This is a genomic window from Cupriavidus sp. WKF15 (assembly GCF_029278605.1).
Taxonomy (GTDB): Bacteria; Pseudomonadota; Gammaproteobacteria; order Burkholderiales; family Burkholderiaceae; genus Cupriavidus.
Genome location: NZ_CP119573.1, coordinates 862,035 through 883,606, shown reverse-complemented (window position 1 = coordinate 883,606; position 21,572 = coordinate 862,035). Strand labels below are relative to the sequence as shown.

Below are 21,572 nucleotides of genomic sequence, written 5' to 3'. Positions count from 1 at the left end.
CGACCGCCGTTGCCGTCACCGCCGCGGGTCTGTACCTGTCCCCGTCACCGATCCCCCCAAGGAGGACGCTCCCATGATCCGACCCACCGTGCAGGAAAACGCCCGCCGCTACGCCGACTGCATTGCCGCCTGCAATGCCTGTGCCGCCGCCGCGCTCAAGTGCGCCGCGGCATGCCTGGAAGAGCCCGACGTGCGCAAGATGGCGCGCTGCATCGCGCTGGACATGGACTGCGCCGGCATTGCGCAACTGGCCGCGTCCTATATGCTGCGCAACAGCGAATTCGCCCCGCTCGTCTGCGAGGACTGCGCCGAAGTCTGCAAGTGGTGCAAGGAAGAGTGCGAGCGGCACGACGCCGATCATTGCCAGGAGTGCGCGCGCGCCTGCGCGGCTTGCATGGAAGCCTGCCTGAAGATGACGGCCTAGCCGTCGCATGCCACGGGCCGGCGCCAGGAACGGGCCGGCCGCATCACGCGATCTCTGCTAGCGGGCCCGGCGCTTTCCAACCGGCCGGCTCGACGCCATCGGCCTCTTCCGGTGCGCGGATCTGCGCCGTGAATGATCGGCTGCGACAGGCCCGGGCGCCTGGCGGCCGGGGTCAGGCTGCCCATGCGCGCCACCATGAAGAAGAACCCGAGCCGGGCGATAAGCATGCTGGCGGCAGGGGAATGGCGAAACTGCCGGAAACCATGAAGCACTATCCTAGAGGACGGCCATAGGCGGCCATGCCGCGTCATGACCGGTCTCCCTCTCTCCCCGTTGCCAGGAGCTTGTCAATGTCCGCACCGTCTTCCTCCGCCACCCGCATTGAAAAAGACAGTCTCGGCGATGTGCCAGTCCCCGCCGATCACCTGTGGGGGGCGCAGACCGAACGCTCGCGCCAGAATTTCCGCATCGGCAATGAAAAGATGCCACCCGCGCTGATTGAAGCGTTCGCCGTCCTCAAGCTATGCGCCGCGCGCGCCAACCGCGAGCTGGGCGTATTGCCGCAAGAACTGGCCGGCGCCATCGAACACGCCGCCAGCGAAGTGATCGAAGGCCAGTGGCCCGACGAGTTTCCGCTGTCGGTCTGGCAGACCGGTTCGGGCACGCAGACCAATATGAATCTCAACGAGGTCATCTCCAACCGTGCCATCCAGCTGCTGGGCGGCCAGGTAGGCAGCAAGAAGCCGGTGCACCCGAACGACCACGTCAACGCCAGCCAGTCGTCCAACGACAGCTTCCCCACGGCCATGCACATCGCCGCCACGCGCGCGATCCAGCAGAAGCTGCTGCCCGCGCTGGAGCTGCTGCAGCAGACCTTCGCGCGCAAGGTGGATGCGTTCGCCGACATCGTCAAGGTCGGCCGCACGCACCTGCAGGACGCAGTGCCGCTGACCCTGGGCCAGGAATTCTCGGGCTACATGACGCAGGTGGCCGACGCGCAGTCGCGCTTGCAGCAGGCCATGCTGCGCGCGATGCCCGTCGCGCAGGGCGGCACGGCAGTGGGCACCGGCCTGAACGCGCCGCCCGGGTTTGCCGCTGCCTTCGCGCGGGCGCTGGCCGACTACACCGGCCTGCCGTTCGAGCCGGCGCCCAACCGCTATGCGCTGCAGGCCGCGCACGATGCGCTGGCCGACCTGTCCGGCGCGCTCAACACGACGGCATCCTCGTTCCTGAAGATCGCGCGCGACTTCATGCTGCTCGGCTCCGGCCCGCGCGCCGGCTTTGCCGAGCTGCAGCTGCCGGCCAACGAACCGGGCTCGTCGATCATGCCCGGCAAGGTCAACCCGACGCAGGCTGAAGCGCTGGCGATGGTGTGCTGCCGCGTGATCGGTAACCACACCACGGTCACGCTGGCCAATGCGCTGGGTACGCTCGAACTCAATGCGTACAAGCCGGTGATCGTCTACAGCCTGCTGCAGTCGGTGACCCTGCTGGCCGATGCCGCGTCGAGCTTCGCCGAACACATGGTCGAAGGCGTGGAAGCAGACCGCGAGCGCATTGCCGAGCTGCTTGAACGCTCGCTCATGCCCGTGACCGCACTCAACCCGCATATCGGCTACGACAAGGCCGCCGAGATCGCCAAGCTGGCGGTCAAGCGCAACCTGTCGCTGCGCGAGGCGGCGATCGCGTCCGGTCACGTGACTGAGGAACAGTTTGCCGCGTGGATTGACCTGAAGGGTATGACCAGGGAGGTGTAGGGCATGGAGACGGGCATCGCACCCGACGATGCGATGTCCCATCCGCCATCAGATCACGCCCTGTGCCTTCAGGGCGGCTACCTCTGACTATCTCTTTCACTCCGTACCTTTTCGAACCAGAGTTCTTTGAGGAGGCGCCAACCATGCCAGCTATCAAGCGCATAGATCCGGGCCATCCTGCTTATCAGGTCGCGCTGCATAGAACAACCCGCTACCCTGCGGAGCACGTCACGTTGACGGCTGGCTCCAGAAAGAGGCTGCGCCCCTGTGTACCGCATCGGAAGGTCGGACGCGGCAAGGTCGGAATCGGTGGCAAGCGCAGCGGCAAGTAGGCCCATTCTTTCCCCGCGGTCGCTGAACAGTGGCGGAATGCGAGAGCACCGGCGGTCAGGAGGACATCGATGAAGTTCGACTACTGCGGCATGCTGTGCGCACTGATGCTGGTGACGCCGGGCATTCATGCCGAGGACGACCTGCAGAACCGTGGTCATGACCCGTTCTTCCAGGTCTCCGCTGCAATTCCCGATTGCCCGGAACCCGCCGGCCCGCGCGTGAATGAAGCCGAGTGGAAGCGAGAATCCCATCACCGCGTCGAACACGGCAACCACTGTTGGCTGGAAGGGCGCTGCCGCCTGCCAAACGCTTTCGCTTACGACGAGGAGATTGCCGACAGCACGCGCCGCCGGCTGCAATGGCTGTCGGCCAACCTGCCGGGATGGCGACAGAGTACCTTGTGGGTGACGGTGTGGCAGCGTTGGATGCTGGTCCAGGGCTGCGTGGCACCGGACTTTCCGATGGCGCAGTTCATGGCCGCGTTACGCGAGGTTCCCGATGTCGAGCGCGTCATCGATGAAACAACTGCGCATCCGGAGCGGGGAGTGCCTTATGCGCAGTTTCGCAAGGCATCGCAGGGCAGTATGAAAGCCGGTGCGGTCGACAGGTCGGTGCCGTAGGCTGGATCACCATGTCCATGTCGATTACGCGGACGGATTTATGCAACGGAGGCCAGATTCTTGTTGCAACGTGCCTGGCAGGCAAGACAACCCCCATAATCACCCATCCCCCGCAACCCGGTGAAGCTACACCGACATGGATTCCAACCTCGCCCATTCCTGGCTGACCTTCAGCGCGCCCGTGGCCGCCGCGCGTGCCGCCGGGCGCCCGCTGGTCGCGCTGGAATCGACCATCATCGCGCACGGCATGCCTTACCCGGAAAACGTGCGCACGGCACGCGAGGTCGAAGCGGTGATCCGCGCTCTGGGTGCCGAGCCCGCGACGATCGCGCTGATCGACGGGCGCATCCGCATTGGCCTGTCGGACGATGAACTCGAACGGCTCGGCCGTTCCGGTGAAGCGCACAAGGTGAGCCGCCGCGACTTGCCGGCCGTACTGGCCAGCGGCGAGCTTGGCGCCACCACCGTGGCGGGCGCGATGATCTGCGCGGCGCTGGCCGGCATCGAGGTATTCGTGACCGGCGGCATCGGCGGCGTGCACCGCGGCGCGCAGGAGACCTTCGATATCTCGGCCGACCTGCAGGAACTCGCGCGGACCTCGGTGGCCGTGGTGTGCGCGGGCGCCAAGTCGATCCTCGATATCGGGCTCACGCTCGAATATCTCGAAACCCATGGCGTGCCCGTGCTCAGTTGCGAACAGGACAATGTCGCGGCGTTCTACACGCGCGACAGCGGCTTTCGCGCGGACTACCGGCTGGATGATCCCGCCGGACAGGCGCGCTTTATCCGCGCAAAATGGGATCTCGGGCTAGCGGGCGGCGTGCTGCTGAGCACGCCGGTGCCGGAAGCGGCGGCGATGCCGTCAGCGGACATCGACGCATGGACGCAGCAGGCGCTCGATGAGGCGCAGGCGCAAGGCATCACGGGCAAGGCCGTGACGCCATTCCTGCTGGCGCGCATCAAGGCGCTCACGGGCGGCCGCAGCCTGGCGACCAATATCGCGCTGGTGAAACACAATGCCGAAGTCGGCGCCCGGCTTGCGCTGGCGCTGGCCCGGGCTGCACGCGGCGCCGGGCCGGTCTGAGTAATCTGAGTACGGCCCGCCGCGCATCCACGCCCACGCGCCGAAGCCTGCACTTCAGTCCTCCGCCTTCTCCGGCGGCAGCGCCTTGCCCAACAGCTTGCCGAGCAATCCGGTCTTGCCGGCATTCTGCTGGCCCTTCGTCTTCGGCAGGGAGCCGGCACGATTGGCGCCTGCCTGCTTCATGTTGTTGGCAATCTTCAGGCCCTTGTTTTTTTCCAGGTCGGTTTTCTTCACGGACATCATCCCAGGAGTCGAGCCCCGCATTGTACGCAGGGCAGCCAGCCTGCGGCAGCGAACTGGCGTGATCGCGTGATCGCGCCCTACTTTTCAAACTCGCTGGACTTCAGCGCCAGGAATTCCACGAACAGCCGGATACGCGACGAAAGCTGGTGGCGCTGCTGGTAGATCGCGTAGATATTGGCTGCGCCGTTACCCAAACACCTCCGCATACACCTGCCGGACCCAGTCGACAAAAACCCTCACGCGCGGCGACAGCTGCCGGTGGTATGGGTAAAGCACGGACACCGGCAGGTCCGGGCATGGCCAGTCGGCCAGCACCTGCACCAGCCGGCCCGCATCGAGATGGGGCTGCACGCGAAAACGCGGCACCTGGATCAGGCCGCAACCAGACAACGCGCACACGGTGTAGTTCTCGGCGTCATTGACCGATACCTCGCTGTCCAGCTTGTACTCGGTGACGGCGCCATCCACGGTCAGTGTCAGCGGGTAGCGGACATCGTGGCTCGCCGAGAAGAACCCGACCGCCCGATGCGCGGCGAGTTCGTCCGGATGGCGCGGCGTGCCGAAGCGCGCCAGGTAGTCCGGACTGGCGCAAATCACTTCCGGCATCAGCGCGAGCCGCTTCACCACGAGCGAGGAGTCGCGCGGCTGCCCCGCGCGCACCACGCAGTCGATGCCTTCCCGTACAAGGTCGACCAGCCGGTCGCCGGAACTGATCACCAGCGCGACTTGCGGATAGCGTTGCCGGAACTGCGCGATGCGCGGCAGGATGATCTCGCGCGCATGCACGCCATGCAGGTCCAGCCGCAGCGTGCCGCGCGGATTGGCCGTGGACGTGCTCAGCGCCGCCTCGGCATCTTCGAGTTCGGTCAGGATGCGCCGGCAGCGTTCATAGAACGCCTGGCCATCGGCCGTCGGGCGTACCTGGCGCGTGGTGCGCTCCAGCAAGCGCGCGCCCAGCGAAGCTTCCATTTCCTTGATCGCATGCGTGGCCGTCGCCCGCGGGATATCCAGCGCGCCGGCTGCCCGCGTGAAACTGCCCAGTTCGACGATGCGGGTGAACAGGCGCAGGGTGTCGAGTCGATCCATAAGGAGCATTAGTCGGCACAAATGGCCGCCCATCGGGCCGGAATTGTTGGCGCTGGTTGGAGAATCCTTTCGGTTTCCTGGTATTTATCCAGCCAGCATCAACGTCCATCATAGCTCCATCGAAACCACGCTGGGGCATTCCCCGGCCCCCACGGAGGGCATCATGGACGCAAGCCATTCCACCACCGGCCGCAAGGCGGCCATCGTCACCGGCGCCTCGCGCGGCATCGGACGCGCCATCGCGCTGCGCCTGGCCGCCGACGGCTTTGACGTGGCGGTGGGTTATGCAGGCAACACCGCGCAGGCGCAGGCCACTGTCGCCGGCATCCGGGAAGGCGGCGGCAACGCGATCGCCGTGCGGGCGGACGTGGCGCGGCCCGACGACGTGACGCGCATGTTCGATGCCGCGCAGGCAGCGTTCGGCCGTGTCGATGTCGTGGTCAACTGCGCCGGCGTGCTGCCCATGGCGAACATCTCGATGGAAAACCTGGAAGCGTTCGACCGCGTGATTGCCACCAACCTGCGCGGCACGTTCCTGGTGCTGTCACAGGCAGCGAGCCGCCTCGGCGCCGGCGGGCACATCATCGCGCTGTCGACCAGCGTGATCGCTCGCTCGTTCCCTGGCTATGGCCCGTACATCGCGTCCAAGGCCGGCGTGGAAGGATTGGTGCGCGTGCTGGCCAATGAACTGCGCGGACGCGGTATCACGGTGAATGCGGTGGCGCCGGGCCCAGTGGCGACGGAGTTGTTCCTGGAAGGCAAAAGCCAGGCGCAGATCGAGCAGATGGCGAAGCTGCCGCCGCTGGAGCGGCTCGGCACGCCAGAGGACATTGCCGCCGTGGTGTCATTCCTGGCAGGGCCCGATGCGGACTGGGTCAATGCGCAGGTGCTGCGGGCCAATGGCGGGTTCGCATGAGCATCGCGGTGTCATGGCGGCGAGCCGCTATTCACACCGTTCGCGCGCCAGCGACTCGCGCGTATAGCCATGCCGCACGCGCAACTGGTGCTCGACCGCGTCGGCCTGGTCCAGGCACGCGAACATCACGTCGTCCTTGACGCGCTGCGACACACCCTTGAGCCGCGGTGCCTCGTAGGAAATCCGGCGCGCGCGGCAGCGCAGGAACAGCAGCGTCTCGGTGCTGGCGGAGGCAAGCTGGTCCTTGTCGATGCGCCTGCATTCGACCAGGTCCTGCGCCCATGACGGCCCGCTTGCCACGAGCAGGATCAGGCACAGCCAGTTGCGCGGGGAATGGGTCATCGGCATGGGAGTTGGGGACGCTCAGGCCCATCATTGTCCACTGGCACGCGGCTTTCAAGTCGGTCATCACCATTCCCCGGGGGGCGCTTGCGCCAAGACAGTGTGTCCAGCCAGCGGGACAATCGCCCGCGAGCCCTCATCGCCACGTAACAAATGTTGCAATGCAATAGATTGCCGCGACATGCCGGGGTGTGCAGCAGCCCCTGATCGGGGTAGGCTCTCAGCCTTTAACGCGCCGCAGTTGCGCGGATTCACGCCGTCAGCACGGGCCAGATGCCCTCGCCCTCCTCCCCTGCCGCCCCACCCCGGAACCCGGCGGCATTCCAACCGGCGCGAGCCATCCTGCTGCCAGTGCTGATTGCGGCCAGCCCCCTTGCATCGCCGCCCCCTGATAGCAAAACACAACAATGACCGATCTCACAGCCACGCCCAACCAGGCCGCCGCGCCTTCGCCCGAAGAGGTGCGCAAGCGCGTCTTCGCCATCGTTGCCGCCTCTTCCGGCAACCTCGTCGAATGGTTCGACTTCTACGTCTACGCCTTCTGCGCCATCTACTTCGCGCCCTCGTTCTTCCCCAAGGCCGACCCCACCGCGCAACTGCTGAACACCGCGGGCGTGTTCGCGGCCGGCTTCCTGATGCGGCCGATCGGCGGCTGGCTGTTCGGCACCATTGCCGACCGCCACGGCCGCAAGAACTCCATGCTGATCTCGGTGCTGATGATGTGCTTCGGCTCGCTGCTGATCGCGAGCCTGCCGACCTATGGCAGCATTGGCAACTGGGCACCGGCGCTACTGCTGCTGGCACGCCTGATACAAGGCCTTTCGGTGGGCGGCGAGTACGGCACCACCGCGACCTACATGAGCGAGGTGGCACTGCGCGGGCGGCGCGGCTTCTTTTCGTCGTTCCAGTACGTCACGCTGATCGGCGGCCAGTTGCTGGCCGTGCTGGTCGTGGTGATCCTGCAGCAGCTGCTCGATGAAGCGGAACTCAAGGCCTGGGGCTGGCGCATTCCGTTCGTGGTCGGCGCCATCACGGCGGTGGTGGCACTGTTCCTGCGCCGCACGCTGCAAGAGACCTCGTCCGCGGCCACGCGCGGCAGCAAGGAGGCGGGCAGCGTGGCGGAGATCTTCCGCAACCACAAGGCCGCCTTCTTCACCGTACTCGGCTATACCGCCGGCGGTTCGCTGATTTTCTACACCTTCACCACGTACATGCAGAAGTACCTGGTCAACACCGCCGGCATGTCGATCAAGACCGCCAGCTACGTGATGACAGGATGCCTGTTCCTGTATATGTGCATGCAGCCCGTGTTCGGCGCCCTGTCCGACCGCATCGGCCGGCGCAACAACATGCTGCTGTTCGGCGCGCTGGGTGCGCTCGCCACGGTGCCGGTCCTGACCGCGCTGCGCACGGTATCGAGCCCCGAACTGGCGTTCGTGCTGATCTGCGTGGCGCTGGCCATCGTCAGCTTCTATACGTCGATCAGCGGCATCGTGAAGGCGGAGATGTTCCCCACTGAAGTACGGGCGCTGGGCGTTGGCCTGGCCTATGCGATCGCCAACGCGGCCTTCGGCGGCTCGGCCGAGTATGTCGCGCTGGGCCTCAAGTCGATCGGCCACGAAACCGCGTTCTACTGGTATGTCACCGCGATGATGGTGATCGCCTTCCTGGTCAGCCTGCGCCTGCCGCGCCAGGCCAAATACCTCCATCACGAGCACTGAGCGCGGCCCCCGCGGCGGGTGCCGCCGCCGGCGCGTGGCAATATACGGGTGCGGATGCCGCCGCCGGCGGCCCGCGCCCTGAACTGCCTGTCTCCCCCATGGATCTCAACGCCCTGCGCCTGTTCGTCGATATCGTCGACGCCGGCAACCTCAGCGCCGCCGCGCGCAAGCTCAAGATGACGCGGGCCAACGTCAGCTACCACCTCAAGGCGCTGGAGGAAGAGCTTGGCGTGCAGCTGCTGCGGCGGACCACGCGGCACGTCGAACCCACGCCCGTGGGCGCCGGGCTCTACGAGCACGGGCGCAACATCCTGGGGGAAGTCGCGGCGGCCAATGCGCTGATCAGCAATATGGGCAAGAGCCTGCAGGGCCATGTGCGCCTGTCGGTGCCGACCGGGCTCGGGCATACCATGCTGTCGCCGCTGCTGGTGCAGTTCAAGCAGCGCTATCCCGACATCCTGCTCGACGTAGTGTTCGACAACCGCGTGCACAACCTGGTGTCGGAAGACGTCGACGTGGCCTTGCGCATCATCTCCACGCCACCCGACTCGGTGGTGGCCACCGAGATCGGCGAGGTCGACTGGGTGGTCTGCGGCGCACCGGCCTACCTGGCCGCGCATCCCGCGCCGCGGGTGCTGGCCGAGCTCGATGGACACGCCGTCGTGTGCGCATCACCGGTCGGCCAGAAGCTCAAGGTGTCCGGCACGCCACCGCAAGGCGGCACCACGCGCGAGCAGGTGGTGCTGGAGCTCACGCTGAGTTCCGATAACTTCGCCTTCCTGAAAGACGCCGTGATGGCCGGGCTGGGCATTGGCCTCTTCCCGATCTACGCCATCGGCGATGAACTGGCCAACGGCACGCTCACTTCGCTGCTGGACGGCTACCGCATCAGCGTGTTCGGCAGCAAGCTCTATATGCTGACCATGCCCAACCGCTACCAGACCCTGGCCACGCGCTGCCTGCTGACCTTCCTGAAGACCGAGCTCCAGGCCGTGTGGCCGCGGCTGCACGATACCCCCGCGCCACGCCAGGGCTGACCTCACGGTCTATAGTAGGTACACAAGGAAAACCCTTGGTCCTGCCGGTGCCCGGGGGGTGCCGGCCTTCGCATCCAGAGGAGCAATCATGGCCCTCGCAAGTACGCTGGCGAGCTGCATGAGCAGCAAGAATTCGCAGTACGACATCGTCCACCACCCCTACACCCTCAGCAGCATGGCCACTGCAGAGGCTGCGCACATACCCGGAGACCGCCTGGCCAAGACCCTGTTGCTGGAAGACGAGAACGGCTACGTCGCTGCCGTGATCCCGTCGAGCCATCACCTGCACATGGCCGCGCTGTGCGAGCAGACCGGCCGCAAGCTGGTGCTGGCGCATGAAGACGAGATCCGCGAAGTCTTCAAGGACTGCGACCTCGGCGCGATCCCGCCCGTGGCCATGGCGTATGGCATGCAGACCTATGTCGACGACAGCCTGATGAAACACCCCGACGTCTACTTCGAAGCGGGCGACCACCAGGAACTGGTGCACATGAGCATGGACCAGTTCTCGAAACTGATGTCGGATGCCGAACAGGGGCATTTCTCGCGGCGCATGATGTAGCCGCGAACCTGGCGACCGCAACGGCCGGCCATGCGCCGGCCGTGGTCATTTTGCGCTGCAGTCGAGCGTGTAGCGGCCCACCACCGCATTGCCCTCGCGCACCGTCAGGTCCACTTCGCACTTGCCGCCCGATACGGGCGTCACCGCCATCGACGACACCTGGCTGGGCTGGTTCTGCGTCACGTGCACCGTGCCGCTCTGCGCGACAGCCGACGAATTGCCCCGCCCGCTGCTGCGCAGGCGGATGTCGTACTGCAGATCCGCCTCACGGGCCGCGCTGACGTAGGCGGCAATCGTCGTCACGCCATTGGCGGCGTGCGCTTCCAGCCAGGCCTGCAGGTTGGTGTCGGCTTGCATGTCGCTCTCCGTGTCATGACGTTGCCGTTGCGCTCAGCCATTCCGTGGCGCGTCGCGCTAGCCGTCCGCATCGCCCGGCAGCGCATGCGCGCTGTCATCCTTGAGCGCCACGCCGGAGCCGCCAAGCGCGGCGGCGCCGTGCAGCAGGAATACCAGCCGCTCGGCCGCCCGCGCATAGGACAGCCCTTCGGGCCGCACATTCGAGATGCAGTTGCGCTCCGCATCCGTGCGGCCGATGCGCGGTGCATAGGTCAGGTAGATGCCCAGGCTGTCGGGCGAACTCAGCCCCGGCCTTTCGCCGATCAGCATCACGACCTGGCGCGCGCCCATCGACTCGCCCACTTCATCGCCAAGCGCCACGCGCGATTGTTCGGCGACCACGACCGGCGCCACGGTCCAGCCTTGCGGCAACCGTTCGCGCACGGCGCACAGCAGCGGCACGCCATGGCGCTGCGCGGCCAGCGCGGACAGGCCGTCGGCAATCACGAACACCACATCGGGCGCAGCACCGGGACGTGCGCCGGACAGGCGCGCGCGGCTGGCCTCGTCGAGCCTGCGGCCCAGGTCCGGCCGGCGCAGGTAGTGCGCGCGGTCCGGTGCCGCGCTGTGGACGGGCACGCTGGCAAACCCCGCCTGGCCGAGTGCGGCTTCGACCGCCGCACAGTCCAGCGGCAGGTGCACCGCGTCGCGCGCCTGTGCATGGGCCAGTCCGAATGCCAGCACGGTATCGGTGGTCTGGCCGTGCCCGGCGCGGCCAAGCGCAATGCGCGCGCGCGTGAACTGGCGCAACTGCTGCCAGGGGTTGTCCTGCATGACGGGAAACGGGGGAGACGGGGGGGACGGGAGCCTGGTCATGGCGGCGGTCGTGTCGGCGGCTACAGCGAATGCGCCAGTTCAAGCAGCGGCTGACGATCCGCGGGCTCCAGCAGGCGTCCGCTGTCATCGGCGATGCCCATGCGCCGCAGCCAGGCCTCGAACTCCGGTGCGGGCCGCAGGCCGAGTACCTCGCGCAGATACAGCGCATCGTGGAACGACGTGCTCTGGTAGTTCAGCATGATGTCGTCGGCCCCCGGCACGCCCATGATGAAGTTGATGCCGGCCACGCCGAACAGCGTCAGCAGCGTATCCATGTCGTCCTGGTCGGCCTCGGCATGGTTGGTATAGCAGACGTCGCAGCCCATCGGCACGCCGAGCAGCTTGCCGCAGAAATGGTCTTCGAGCCCCGCGCGGATGATCTGCTTGCCGTCATACAGGTACTCGGGGCCGATAAAGCCCACCACCGTATTGACCAGCAGCGGCGAGAACCGCCGCGCCACGGCATAGGCGCGCGCCTCCATGGTCTGCTGGTCCACGCCATGGTGGGCGTTGGCCGACAGCGCGCTGCCCTGCCCGGTCTCGAAGTACATCACGTTGTTGCCCACGGTGCCGCGTGCCAGCGCTTGCGCGGCGTCATGCGCCTCGGCCAGCAGCGGCAAGCTGATGCCAAACGCCGCGTTGGCGCGCTCGCTGCCAGCCACCGACTGGAACACGAGGTCCACCGGCGCGCCCTGCTCCATCGCCCGCAGCGTGTGGGTGACGTGCGTGAGCACGCAGGACTGCGTGGGAATGTCAAAGCGGCAGCGCAGGTCGTCGATCATGCGCAGCAGCGACACGATCGCGCCGAGGCTGTCCGAGGCCGGATTGACGCCAATGGTCGCATCGCCGCAGCCATACATGAGGCCGTCGATGATCGAGGCCGCAATGCCCTTGGGGTCGTCGGTGGGATGGTTCGGCTGCAGCCGCACCGAAAGGCGGCCGGGCAGCCCCACGGTGCTGCGAAAGCGCGTCACCACGCGGCACTTGCGCGCGACCGCGACCAGGTCCTGGTTGCGCATGAGCTTGCTCACCGCCGCGGCCATCTCCGGCGTGATGCCGGCCGCCACGCGGGCGAGCGCAGCGCCGTCGGTCTCGTGCAGCAACAGCCAGTTGCGGAAGTCGCCGACCGTGAGGGATGCGATCTCCGCGAACGCGCCGGCGTCGTGGCTGTCGACGATCAGGCGGGTCACCTCGTCGTTCTCATAGGGGACCAGCGCCTCGGACAGGAACTGCGAAAGCGGCACGTCGGCAAGCGCCATGCGCGCCGCCATGCGCTCTTCCTCGCTCGCGGCGGCAATGCCGGCAAGGCAATCGCCTGAACGGGCGGGACTGGCCTTGGCCAGCAGCGTGCGCAGGTCGGCGAAGACGTGGCGGTGCTGGCCGACCGTGTGGAGGAATGCCATGAGTGAAATGAGTTAAGGCTCCGGAGGCTCCGGGGGCTCCGGGGGCTCCGGGGGCTCCGGGGGCTCCGGGGGCTCCGGGGGCTCCGGGGCTGTGACCAGGAGATTGCATGCCGCATTCGCCATCGGAATCAGTATGGCTACTATAGTCCTTCGCGTTCCCGGGCAACTGCCGCCGTGGCGTGGCGCAGACACCATCCCGCCTCGTGTCCGGAATGACGCGATATTGCACAGCGGAGCCGCGCTAAACCTGGCATTCGGGACATACCATGCGCCTGCGTCATCCTTTTCCTATAGCGATGTCGGCGGCGCGCCGACAGCGGCTCTGCCAATCGGTTCCTAGTATCCAGATGCCACCCATGCGGGATCAATAAGGAGAAGCGCCATGGACCGCCGCCAGTTCCTCAAGTGGGGAAGTTTCATGACTGTTTCCGTGGCTGCGGGCGGGCTCGCCGCGTGCGGCGGCGGTGGCTCCGACTCGGAACCCGCCGACACCGGCAGTCCCGAGAACTTCAACTTCTTGCATGGCGTCGCCTCCGGAGACCCGAAGCCCGACAGCGTGGTGGTATGGACGCGAGTGGACGGCAGCAACGGCCAGCGGCCGGTGCAGGTCCGGCTCCAGGTGTCGCTGCAGCAGGACTTCAGCACGCTGCTGGTGAACCAGCACCTTTCCGCGCTGCCCGACTGGGACTACACCTTGCGCAACAAGGTCACAGGCCTGTCGGCGTCCACGCAGTACTACTACCGCTTCCTGCTCGGCAACCGCCCAAGCACGGTCGGCCGCACGCGCACCGCCGCGGCCGCCGGCACGCCGTTGTCGCAACTGCGCTTTGCCTTTATCTGTTGCCAGGACTGGAACGTCAATCACTGGGCCGGCATGGAAGAGCTGGTCCGGCAGGACCTGGACTTCATCGTCCACGTTGGCGACTACATCTACGAGACCGTGCCCGGCGGCTCGCGCAACGGCAACGTGGAGGACCGGCATGGCGTACTGAAACTGCCGGATGGCACCGTACTGCCGGACGGTTCGATCTACGCGACCACCCTGGCCGACTACCGCTACCTGTACCGCAGTTATCGCAGCGATCCGCGCCTGCAGGCGCTGCACGCGGCCTTCCCGGTGATCGCCATCTGGGACGACCATGAGTTCTCCGACAACTGCTGGCAGGACCGCCAGACGTACAGCGCCGACGACGACGCGACACCGCGCACCGCGCGGCGGCGCAGCGCCAACCAGGCGTGGTTCGAGTTCCTGCCAGCCGACGTCACGATCGACCTGAACAATCCGTCGTTCCAGAACATCCAGATCTACCGGTCGTTCACGTTCGGCAACCTGGCCACGCTGCTGATGACCGACGAACGCCTGTACCGCGCCGACCATATCATTCCCGAGCAGTCGACGGGCGGTGCCGTAGGCGCGCGCTCCTTCGTGCCGGCCGACAAACTGGCCGCGGCCGAAGCCGCCAAGATCGCCGCCGCCGGCAATACGCTGACGCCCGTGTCCATGCTGGGCGACACCCAGCGCGCCTGGTGGCAGGACCGCGTCGGCGGCGCGAATACCACATGGAAGCTGTGGGGCAACGAACTGGCGATGCTGCGTATGCAGGTGGATGTCGTGAAGGCGCTTGCCGACCTGATCGCCAAGGGGCTCGCGCAGCTCAACGGCGTGCTGGCGCCGCTGGTGACGGACATGACCAACGCGCTGATCAGCGACCTGCGCGGCGCCAGGGCGGCGGGCACGCTTGCCGGGCTCACATACCCCGCACTGCGCAACGTGGTGTCGCGCGTGGGCATCAACGATGCCACCTTCGACGCCACCATCAAGCCCTTCATCGACAAGCGGCTGCCGTCGATCGAACTGCTTGACCGCATCATCATCAACGCGGACCAGTGGGACGGCTACAACGCCGAGCGCAAGAACCTGATGGCCTTCCTGAAGGCCAACAGCGTACGCAACGTCGTCACGCTGAGTGGCGACATCCATGCCTTCTTCGCCGGCCAGGTGATGGACGACTACGATGCCGCGAGCCCGGCGCCGGTGATGGTCGACCTCGTCACGGCCGGGGTGTCGAGCAACACGCTGCTGAGCCGGCTGCGCGCCAGGGTCGACAACGACCAGGCGTTCGCGGCGCTGCACGAGCTCATCTACAGCAACGCCGGCAGCACCCTGGTGAACGCCCTCAATGCCACACTGCGCACGTTCAATCCGTGGCTGCGGCACGTGGAAACCAATGCCGAAGGCTATGCCCTGGTAACGCTCACCCCCGCCAGGCTCAGTTGCGCCTTCCACGTGATGAAGCCCCTGGAAGGCACCACGGCGCCGGCACAGCCGGCCACGGCCAGCGTGCAGGTGATCGAGGTCGCGTCGGGCGACGCCGACGTCACGCTGGTCTAGCCGGAGGGTATGCAGGGGCAGCAGCCAGGCCGTTCCTCAGCGCGACCGCGCCTGCACGGCACGTGCGATGCGGCCGCTGCGGGTGGCTTCCATGACCAGCGTGATCATCAGCAGCACCAGTGCCATGGCGAATACCACGTAACCGACGTTTCCGCCCTCGATCGCGAAGAGATCCGGCGAGTACGACGGGCTGGTGCAGATCATGTTGCCGGCCGACATGCCCGTATAGTGCATGCCGCACACAGCAAGGCCCATCACCAGGGCGGCGCCGAATTGCAGCGGCCCGGTCCTGACCGTGGTTGCCAGCCAGAGGCCGATCACCGACACCACCACGGCAATCAGGACGGACAGCGCGACAAGGAAGGGATTCCAGTCGAACTGTGTATTCGAGTGAATGGCCGCCATGCCGGTGTAGTGCATGGCGACGACACCGAGACCGGTCAGCACGCCGCCTTTGACGGCGTTGTCGGCGCGGTTGCCGTATGGCAGTGAAGCGATGGCAAGCCCGGCACCTACCGGCACCGTCACGGCCAGCAGCGACAGCAGGGTCAGCAGCATGTCGAACTCGCGGTTGGTCGGCGTCTGGTAGGCCGCCATGCCGATGAAGTGCATCGACCAGACCGCGCCGCCGCCAAGGCTGGCTGTGGCGCACAACAGGCGGTCGATGTCGAGCCGGCCGTCCGGCCCCCGCACGCGGCGCGACCAGCGCAGCCCGACGTAGGCGCCGCACACCGAGATCAGGAAAGACAGCGCCACCAGCAGCGTGTCGTACTGGAACGGCACCATGATGCCCGGCACTGCCTTGAATCCGATAAACATAACCCTCCCCCGCGGAAACGTGCGGCGGCGCGGTCCACACTGCCTTCGTACCGGCTGCCGTCGGATGACTGAAGTTGCAGCGAATGTCTCTCGTGTTGGACAAGAGCGCGCCCGTGGGCGCTTCCTGGATGCGGGGCTAGTATGCGGGCTGCGCCTGGCCTTGCCCATAACTCATCAAGGTTAATGAAGCCGGCTCGCTTCAACCCGAAGCATTCAGTCCTGGCCGGCCATCTCAGCCGGCTGCCTCTCCAGGATCGCACTGCGCACGTTCTGCACGTGCGCCGCGCCGGCCGCCTCGGCCGCATCGGGGTCGCCGGCAAGCACGGCCGTGGCGATGCGGCGGTAGTCGTCCAGGCGCATGCGCGGCAGCGAAGCGAGCCGGTGCTGCGCGTGCACGATCGGCATGTGGATGGTCGGAAACAGACGCCGTAATTCGCGGTTGTCGCCCATTTCAAGCAGCGTCCGATAGAAGTGCCGCCGAGTGCTCGAAAAGGCCTCCACGTCATGGGCCTTCTCCGCCGCGACCAGTCCCTGTACCGAAGCGCGCAACGCCTGCGCCAGTCCGCGGTTGCCGCGGCCGCGCGTGGCGGCGCGCGCGAGCAGTCCGGTCATGCGCTCCGCGACATCCAGCACGTCCAGGGTTTCCTGCAGGCTCAGCCGGCGGATGATCGCGCCGCGATGGCGCGGGAGGTCGACGATGCCCTCGGCAGCCAGCCGCTGCAGCGCCTCGCGCACGGAATTGCGGCCGACGCCGAAATGCGCCACCAGGTCGGTTTCGACCAGCCGCTGGCCGGGCGCGAAACCGCCCAGCTCCAGGCCGTTCACGATCCCGAAGAACACCGTGTCGGACGCACTGCGGCCCGCCAGGCCGGACGCAACGGACGTATCGCTGGACATTTCAGGGGAGGGAGAGGTCGTTCTTGGCACGGGCGCGATTCTAATGGATTGGCCGGACATCAGGGTTCGACACCGTTGACATGGGATGAAATCATCCTACAATCCGGTCCTGTTATGCAAACGGATGGAGATACCGATGGGGGAGACGTTGCCTGGCCTGGCTGGCAAGCGGGCGCTGGTCACGGGGGCATCGAGCGGGCTGGGAGCGCACTTTGCGCAACGGCTGGCCGCGCACGGCGTCGAAGTGGTGCTGGCGGCACGGCGCACCGATGCGCTGCAAGCGGTGGCGAAGCAGGTGGAACAATTCGGGCGCGCGCACTGCGTGGCGCTCGACGTGACCAGCGCCGCTTCCCGCGCCGCACTGGTGGACACCGCGGGGCCCATCGACATCCTGGTCAACAACGCGGGGCTGGTACGTGAAGCGCCGGCCTTCACGCATACCGAGGAAGACTGGGATGCGGTGCTCGACACCAACCTCAAAGGCATGTTCTTCCTGGCGCAGGCACTGGCCCCGGGCATGCGCGAACGCGGTGGCGGCAGCATCATCAACGTGGCGTCGATCCTGGGGCTGCGGCAGGCTGGTGGCGTGGTGTCCTATGCGGTGTCCAAGGCGGGCGTCGTGCAACTGACGAAGACGCTCGCACTGGAATGGGCGCGCCATGGCATTCGCGTGAATGCCATCGCCCCCGGGTACATCGATACCGAACTCAACCGCGACTTCTGGCAGACCGACGCCGGCAAGGCGCTGATCCGCCGCATTCCGCAGCGCCGTCTCGGACAGCTCGAGGACCTGGACGGGCCGCTGCTGCTGCTCGCGTCCGATGCCTCGCGCTACATGACGGGCGCCGTACTGGCCGTCGACGGCGGCCACCTGGTCAACACACTCTGAGGGAATGGCACCCATGTTTACACCCTGTCCCACCGAACGAAGCGAGCAGATCGCGGACCGCGTCGAGCGATTCGTGCGCGATGTCGTGGCGCCTTACGAGCGGGATCCGCGCTGCACCGCGCATGGCCCCACCGCCGAACTGGTCGAGGAACTGCGCGCCAAGGCCCGCGCGGCAGGCGTCATGACGCCGCATATCCTGGCCGACGGCAGCCACCTGGACCAGCGCGAAACGGCCGCCGTGCTCAAGCGCTCGGGCCTGTCGCCGCTCGGCCCGGTCGCCGTCAATACCATGGCGCCCGACGAGGGCAATATGTTCCTGCTCGGCAAGGTGGCATCCGCCGCGCAGAAGGCGCGCTTCCTTGACCCGATCGTGCGCGGCGACGCGCGCTCGGCGTTCTTCATGACCGAACCCGCGGAGGAAGGCGGCGCAGGATCGGATCCGTCGATGCTGAGTACCACCGCGGTTCGCGACGGCGACGACTGGGTGCTCAATGGCCGCAAGAAGTTCATTACCGGCGCGGAAGGCGCAAAGGTCGGCATCATCATGGCGCGTACCGGCGACGGCGAGCGCGCGCAGGCGACGATGTTCCTGGTCGACCTGCCCCACCCCGCCATTCGCACCGAGCGCATCCTCGACACCATCGACAGCTCGATGCCGGGCGGCCATGCGCTGGTCGTGATCGACAACCTGCGCGTGCCGGCCAGCCAGGTGCTCGGCGAAGTCGACGAAGGCTTCCGCTATGCGCAGGTACGGTTGTCGCCGGCGCGGCTGTCGCATTGCATGCGCTGGTTCGGTACGGTCACGCGCGCGGACGAGATCGCACGGGCCTACGCCACCACGCGCAAGGCGTTCGGCAAGCTGCTGATCGACCACGAGGGCGTCGGCTTCATGCTCGCGGAGAACCTGATCGACCTGCAGCAGGCGGCGCTGATGATCGACTGGTGCGCGGGCGTGCTCGACACGGGATCGGCGGGCACCAGCGAAAGTTCGATGGCCAAGGTGGCCGTGTCGGAAGCGCTGTTCCGCGTCGCCGACCGCTGCGTGCAGATCCTGGGCGGCAACGGCGTGGCGCGCGACACGATCGTCGAGCAGGCCTTCCGTGAACTGCGCGCGTTCCGCATCTATGACGGCCCCACCGAAGTCCACAAGTGGTCGCTCGCGAAGAAGATCAAGCGCGACACGCTCGGGGCGAAGCAGCATGGCTGACCGGATCCCCGCTTAAGCGCCAGGACATGACGCCGCGCCCGTCCCCCTTCCAGCGCGCGCTCGCAGTACTGCGCGCGGTCTCCGACCCCTGCAAGGGAAGAAAGCTGCACGTCATCCGGGTCGGGCCGCAATCAACGCGGAACTGAAACGTTCCCGGCCTGCCCTATGTAGACCCGGACCCTTCGGCTGCATCCGCCATATCCGGCTGACCGGGCCCGTCGGAAAGTGGACAATCCGCATTGTCGGACGGCTGCGATGCCGGTATTCGACCCTTCAGGAGACACAGATGACCAGCAAGAACACGATCTGCCTGTGGTATGACGGTGATGCGCTCGACGCCGCGAACTTCTACGCCAAGACATTTCCAGACAGTGCGGTCCAGGCTGTGCACCGTGCCCCGGGCGACTATCCCGACGGCAAGGAGGGCGATGTGCTGACCGTCGAGTTCACCGTCGCCGGCATTCCCTGCCTGGGGCTGAACGGCGGCCCGCATTTCAAGCACTCCGAGGCATTCTCGTTCCAGATCGCCACCGACGACCAGGCTGAAACCGATCGCCTGTGGAATGCGATCGTCGGCAACGGTGGCCAGGAGAGTGCCTGTGGCTGGTGCAAGGACCGGTGGGGACTGTCGTGGCAGATCACCCCGCGCGCGCTCACCGCGGCCTACACCGACCCCGATCGCGCCGCGGCCAAGCGCGCGTTTGAAGCGATGATGAGCATGACCAAGATCGACATCGCCGCGATCGAGGCGGCCCGCGCGGGACGCAGCCCGACGTAGCGTTGATGGCGCTGCCTGTGCGTGGCCGGGTTGCAATGACCCGGTTTCGTCCGCCGGATTTCGCCTGATAGAGGCGCGGATCGCCACTATCGACAGCGAAGCTGCTCGGCCACCGCTGCCGCAATCGCCGGTGCCGGGCAGTAGCACGCCAGACTCTTTACCGCCCTGCGCGCCGGCAGACCGCTCGACCGAGCATGCGTCGTGGACATAAATGATTTTTTCCAAGGACTGAATGTAGCGGCAAAGTTGTAATGTCCGGTTTTGGCAAAGTTCAAATGTCCGCCTGAGCGGTCCATTCGTGTTATTTAGCCTGCCCCGGTTGAACACGATGGAGACGCCAGAGGATGGCTAAATCCGAGGTCATTACAGTCAGCATGCATGAGTTAGACAGGCTCAAGACCGTCCAGGCGGTTGTGGATGGTCAGTTACGGCCCGGTGTGGCCGCAGAACGATTGGAGATCACGGACCGGCAGTTGCGGCGGTTGCTGGAGCGCTACCGGCAAGAAGGTCCGTCGGGACTCGTGACCCGCAAGCGCGGCCGTCCGAGCAACAACCGGCTGTCGGCCGACCGCGAAGCCGCGGCGCTGGGCCTGATCCGGGAACACTACGCCGACTTCGGGCCGACGCTGGCCTGCGAGAAGCTCCGCGAACGCCATGGACTCACGTTGTCCAAGGAAACGATCCGCCGCCTGATGACGGCATCTGGGCTTTGGATACCGCGCAAACAGCGGCCGCCGAAGGTCTACCAGCCGCGCAACCGCCGTGCCTGCTATGGCGAGCTGATTCAGATCGACGGCTGCGATCACCGCTGGTTTGAGGAGCGCGCTGCGGCCTGCACGCTGCTGGTCTATGTCGACGACGCCACCAGCCGGATCATGGAACTGCGCTTTACCCATTCCGAGGCCACGTTCACATACTTCGCTGCAACTCGCGCCTACCTGGAGCGCCATGGCAAGCCGGTGGCGTTTTACAGCGACAAGGCCAGCGTCTTCCGGGTCAACAAGCCGAATGCCACCGGCGGCGATGGCCATACCCAGTTTTCCCGGGCCTTGTTCGAGCTGAACATCGAGGGCATCTGCGCCAACAGCAGCCAGGCCAAGGGCCGCGTCGAACGGACCCACCTGACGTTGCAGGACCGCTTGGTCAAGGAGCTGCGCCTTCGCAATATCAGCACCATGGAAGCTGCCAACGCCTTCATGCCCGAATTCATCGCGGACTACAACGCGCGCTTCGCCAAGGTCCCGCGTAACAGCCATAACGCGCATCGTCCGCTGCGACCGGATGAGAACCTGGATCTGATCTTCGCCTGGCGCGAACCACGCTGCGTCTCGAAGAGCCTGACGATCCAGTACGACAAGATGCTCTACCTGCTGGCAGATACACCCGAGCACCGCAAGCTCGCCGGTCGCTATATCGACGTCTACCACTACCCCGACGGCAGGATCGAGCCACGCGCGAATGGCGTCGCCCTGCCCTACACCATCTACGACAAGCTGTCGGAAGTCGATCAGGGGGCAATCGTGGATAACAAGCGGCTGGGGCACGTATTGCAACTGGCGCAGTACGTTCAGGAGAAACGCGACAACACGCGATCTCTCTCTTTGCCTGCCACCGAAGGCGTTGTCCGCAAGCGTGGGCGACCGCCAGGCAAGAAGTCACAGCGCTCGCTGGATCAGAACGACATGTTGGAAGCGCTAAAACGCTTACAGCAGCAACCGTGGCCGCTTAACGGAACTGAGAACTGATTTCCGCTTACTCCTGGGAATTCAAATCCGCCCTGCTGGAATGACAGCCCCACCCTGAGCTGGACTCCGTCGTGTCAGGCCAGCACCACCGCCCTACGGGAACCT

At 66.2% G+C, this 21,572-nt stretch carries 21 protein-coding genes and 1 pseudogene; 13 read left to right on the top strand and 9 right to left on the bottom strand.

Features of this window, described 5'->3' with window-relative positions:
* The first annotated feature begins 73 nt into the window (after nucleotides 1–73).
* On the top strand, nucleotides 74–424 hold the full coding sequence (locus CupriaWKF_RS21380; RefSeq protein WP_224081108.1) for a four-helix bundle copper-binding protein: 351 nt from the start codon (nucleotides 74–76) through the stop codon (nucleotides 422–424).
* A gap of 88 nt (nucleotides 425–512) precedes the next feature.
* On the opposite strand, the pseudogene CupriaWKF_RS21375 reads toward CupriaWKF_RS21380, so the two are convergent.
* Nucleotides 513–651, bottom strand: a pseudogene (locus CupriaWKF_RS21375) (LysR family transcriptional regulator); the annotation flags it as partial.
* Between the two features lie 123 nt (nucleotides 652–774).
* Here CupriaWKF_RS21375 and fumC point away from each other — a divergent pair.
* From fumC to CupriaWKF_RS21360, 3 genes are all read left to right on the top strand, one after another.
* Nucleotides 775–2,181 (top strand): class II fumarate hydratase, encoded by a 1,407-nt coding sequence (gene fumC, locus CupriaWKF_RS21370; RefSeq protein WP_276102751.1) that lies wholly within the window; start codon nucleotides 775–777, stop codon nucleotides 2,179–2,181.
* A 401-nt stretch (nucleotides 2,182–2,582) separates the two neighbouring features.
* Complete coding sequence (locus tag CupriaWKF_RS21365) at nucleotides 2,583–3,134, top strand: BON domain-containing protein (RefSeq protein WP_276102750.1); 552 nt, start codon at nucleotides 2,583–2,585, stop codon at nucleotides 3,132–3,134.
* 136 nt (nucleotides 3,135–3,270) lie between these two features.
* Entirely contained in the window at nucleotides 3,271–4,218 is a 948-nt protein-coding gene (locus CupriaWKF_RS21360) for a pseudouridine-5'-phosphate glycosidase (RefSeq protein WP_276102749.1), read from the top strand.
* Between the two features lie 54 nt (nucleotides 4,219–4,272).
* Here CupriaWKF_RS21360 and CupriaWKF_RS21355 read toward each other — a convergent pair whose 3' ends face one another.
* Nucleotides 4,273–4,461 (bottom strand): hypothetical protein, encoded by a 189-nt coding sequence (locus CupriaWKF_RS21355; protein WP_276102748.1) that lies wholly within the window; start codon nucleotides 4,459–4,461, stop codon nucleotides 4,273–4,275.
* A 186-nt stretch (nucleotides 4,462–4,647) separates the two neighbouring features.
* Nucleotides 4,648–5,547 (bottom strand): LysR family transcriptional regulator, encoded by a 900-nt coding sequence (locus CupriaWKF_RS21350; RefSeq protein ID WP_276102747.1) that lies wholly within the window; start codon nucleotides 5,545–5,547, stop codon nucleotides 4,648–4,650.
* Between the two features lie 163 nt (nucleotides 5,548–5,710).
* On the opposite strand from CupriaWKF_RS21350, the gene CupriaWKF_RS21345 reads away from it, so the two are divergent.
* Nucleotides 5,711–6,463 (top strand): SDR family oxidoreductase, encoded by a 753-nt coding sequence (locus CupriaWKF_RS21345; RefSeq protein WP_276102746.1) that lies wholly within the window; start codon nucleotides 5,711–5,713, stop codon nucleotides 6,461–6,463.
* 27 nt (nucleotides 6,464–6,490) lie between these two features.
* Here CupriaWKF_RS21345 and CupriaWKF_RS21340 read toward each other — a convergent pair whose 3' ends face one another.
* On the bottom strand, nucleotides 6,491–6,805 hold the full coding sequence (locus CupriaWKF_RS21340; RefSeq protein ID WP_276103359.1) for a hypothetical protein: 315 nt from the start codon (nucleotides 6,803–6,805) through the stop codon (nucleotides 6,491–6,493).
* Between the two features lie 407 nt (nucleotides 6,806–7,212).
* On the opposite strand from CupriaWKF_RS21340, the gene CupriaWKF_RS21335 reads away from it, so the two are divergent.
* From CupriaWKF_RS21335 to CupriaWKF_RS21325, 3 genes are all read left to right on the top strand, one after another.
* Entirely contained in the window at nucleotides 7,213–8,526 is a 1,314-nt protein-coding gene (locus tag CupriaWKF_RS21335) for an MFS family transporter (RefSeq protein WP_276102745.1), read from the top strand.
* A 98-nt stretch (nucleotides 8,527–8,624) separates the two neighbouring features.
* Entirely contained in the window at nucleotides 8,625–9,563 is a 939-nt protein-coding gene (locus tag CupriaWKF_RS21330) for a LysR family transcriptional regulator (protein WP_276102744.1), read from the top strand.
* Between the two features lie 88 nt (nucleotides 9,564–9,651).
* Entirely contained in the window at nucleotides 9,652–10,125 is a 474-nt protein-coding gene (locus CupriaWKF_RS21325) for a YbaK/EbsC family protein (protein ID WP_276102743.1), read from the top strand.
* Nucleotides 10,126–10,170: 45 nt separating this feature from the next.
* Here the strand turns inward: CupriaWKF_RS21325 and csgH are convergent, their stop codons facing one another.
* The 3 genes from csgH to CupriaWKF_RS21310 are packed head-to-tail and all read right to left on the bottom strand — an operon-like array spanning nucleotide 10,171 to nucleotide 12,740.
* A complete protein-coding gene (gene csgH, locus CupriaWKF_RS21320; protein WP_276102742.1) occupies nucleotides 10,171–10,482 on the bottom strand; it encodes a curli-like amyloid fiber formation chaperone CsgH in 312 nt (103 codons plus the stop codon).
* A gap of 57 nt (nucleotides 10,483–10,539) precedes the next feature.
* Nucleotides 10,540–11,337, bottom strand: coding sequence for an ethanolamine ammonia-lyase subunit EutC (gene eutC / locus CupriaWKF_RS21315; protein WP_276102741.1), 798 nt, complete (start codon nucleotides 11,335–11,337; stop codon nucleotides 10,540–10,542).
* Between the two features lie 20 nt (nucleotides 11,338–11,357).
* Nucleotides 11,358–12,740 carry an ethanolamine ammonia-lyase subunit EutB gene (locus CupriaWKF_RS21310; protein ID WP_276102740.1) on the bottom strand — a complete coding sequence of 461 codons (1,383 nt, stop codon included), beginning with the start codon at nucleotides 12,738–12,740 and terminating at the stop codon, nucleotides 11,358–11,360.
* 382 nt (nucleotides 12,741–13,122) lie between these two features.
* Between CupriaWKF_RS21310 and CupriaWKF_RS21305 the strand changes: the two genes are divergently transcribed.
* The gene (locus tag CupriaWKF_RS21305; RefSeq protein ID WP_276102739.1) at nucleotides 13,123–15,132 is read left to right on the top strand and encodes an alkaline phosphatase D family protein; all 2,010 of its coding nucleotides are present in this window, start codon (nucleotides 13,123–13,125) and stop codon (nucleotides 15,130–15,132) included.
* Between the two features lie 36 nt (nucleotides 15,133–15,168).
* Here CupriaWKF_RS21305 and CupriaWKF_RS21300 read toward each other — a convergent pair whose 3' ends face one another.
* Together CupriaWKF_RS21300 and CupriaWKF_RS21295 are read right to left on the bottom strand one after the other, a co-directional pair.
* A complete protein-coding gene (locus CupriaWKF_RS21300; RefSeq protein WP_276102738.1) occupies nucleotides 15,169–15,951 on the bottom strand; it encodes an MHYT domain-containing protein in 783 nt (260 codons plus the stop codon).
* A gap of 213 nt (nucleotides 15,952–16,164) precedes the next feature.
* A complete protein-coding gene (locus CupriaWKF_RS21295; RefSeq protein WP_276103356.1) occupies nucleotides 16,165–16,848 on the bottom strand; it encodes a GntR family transcriptional regulator in 684 nt (227 codons plus the stop codon).
* A 136-nt stretch (nucleotides 16,849–16,984) separates the two neighbouring features.
* Between CupriaWKF_RS21295 and CupriaWKF_RS21290 the strand changes: the two genes are divergently transcribed.
* The 4 genes from CupriaWKF_RS21290 (at nucleotide 16,985) to CupriaWKF_RS21275 (ending at nucleotide 21,467) form a co-directional block, all read left to right on the top strand.
* A complete protein-coding gene (locus CupriaWKF_RS21290; protein ID WP_276102737.1) occupies nucleotides 16,985–17,737 on the top strand; it encodes a glucose 1-dehydrogenase in 753 nt (250 codons plus the stop codon).
* Between the two features lie 13 nt (nucleotides 17,738–17,750).
* Nucleotides 17,751–18,944 (top strand): acyl-CoA dehydrogenase, encoded by a 1,194-nt coding sequence (locus CupriaWKF_RS21285; protein WP_276102736.1) that lies wholly within the window; start codon nucleotides 17,751–17,753, stop codon nucleotides 18,942–18,944.
* 286 nt (nucleotides 18,945–19,230) lie between these two features.
* The gene (locus CupriaWKF_RS21280) at nucleotides 19,231–19,722 is read left to right on the top strand and encodes a VOC family protein (RefSeq protein ID WP_276102735.1); all 492 of its coding nucleotides are present in this window, start codon (nucleotides 19,231–19,233) and stop codon (nucleotides 19,720–19,722) included.
* A 344-nt stretch (nucleotides 19,723–20,066) separates the two neighbouring features.
* A complete protein-coding gene (locus CupriaWKF_RS21275) occupies nucleotides 20,067–21,467 on the top strand; it encodes an ISNCY family transposase (protein WP_276101523.1) in 1,401 nt (466 codons plus the stop codon).
* Nucleotides 21,468–21,572 lie beyond the last annotated feature (105 nt).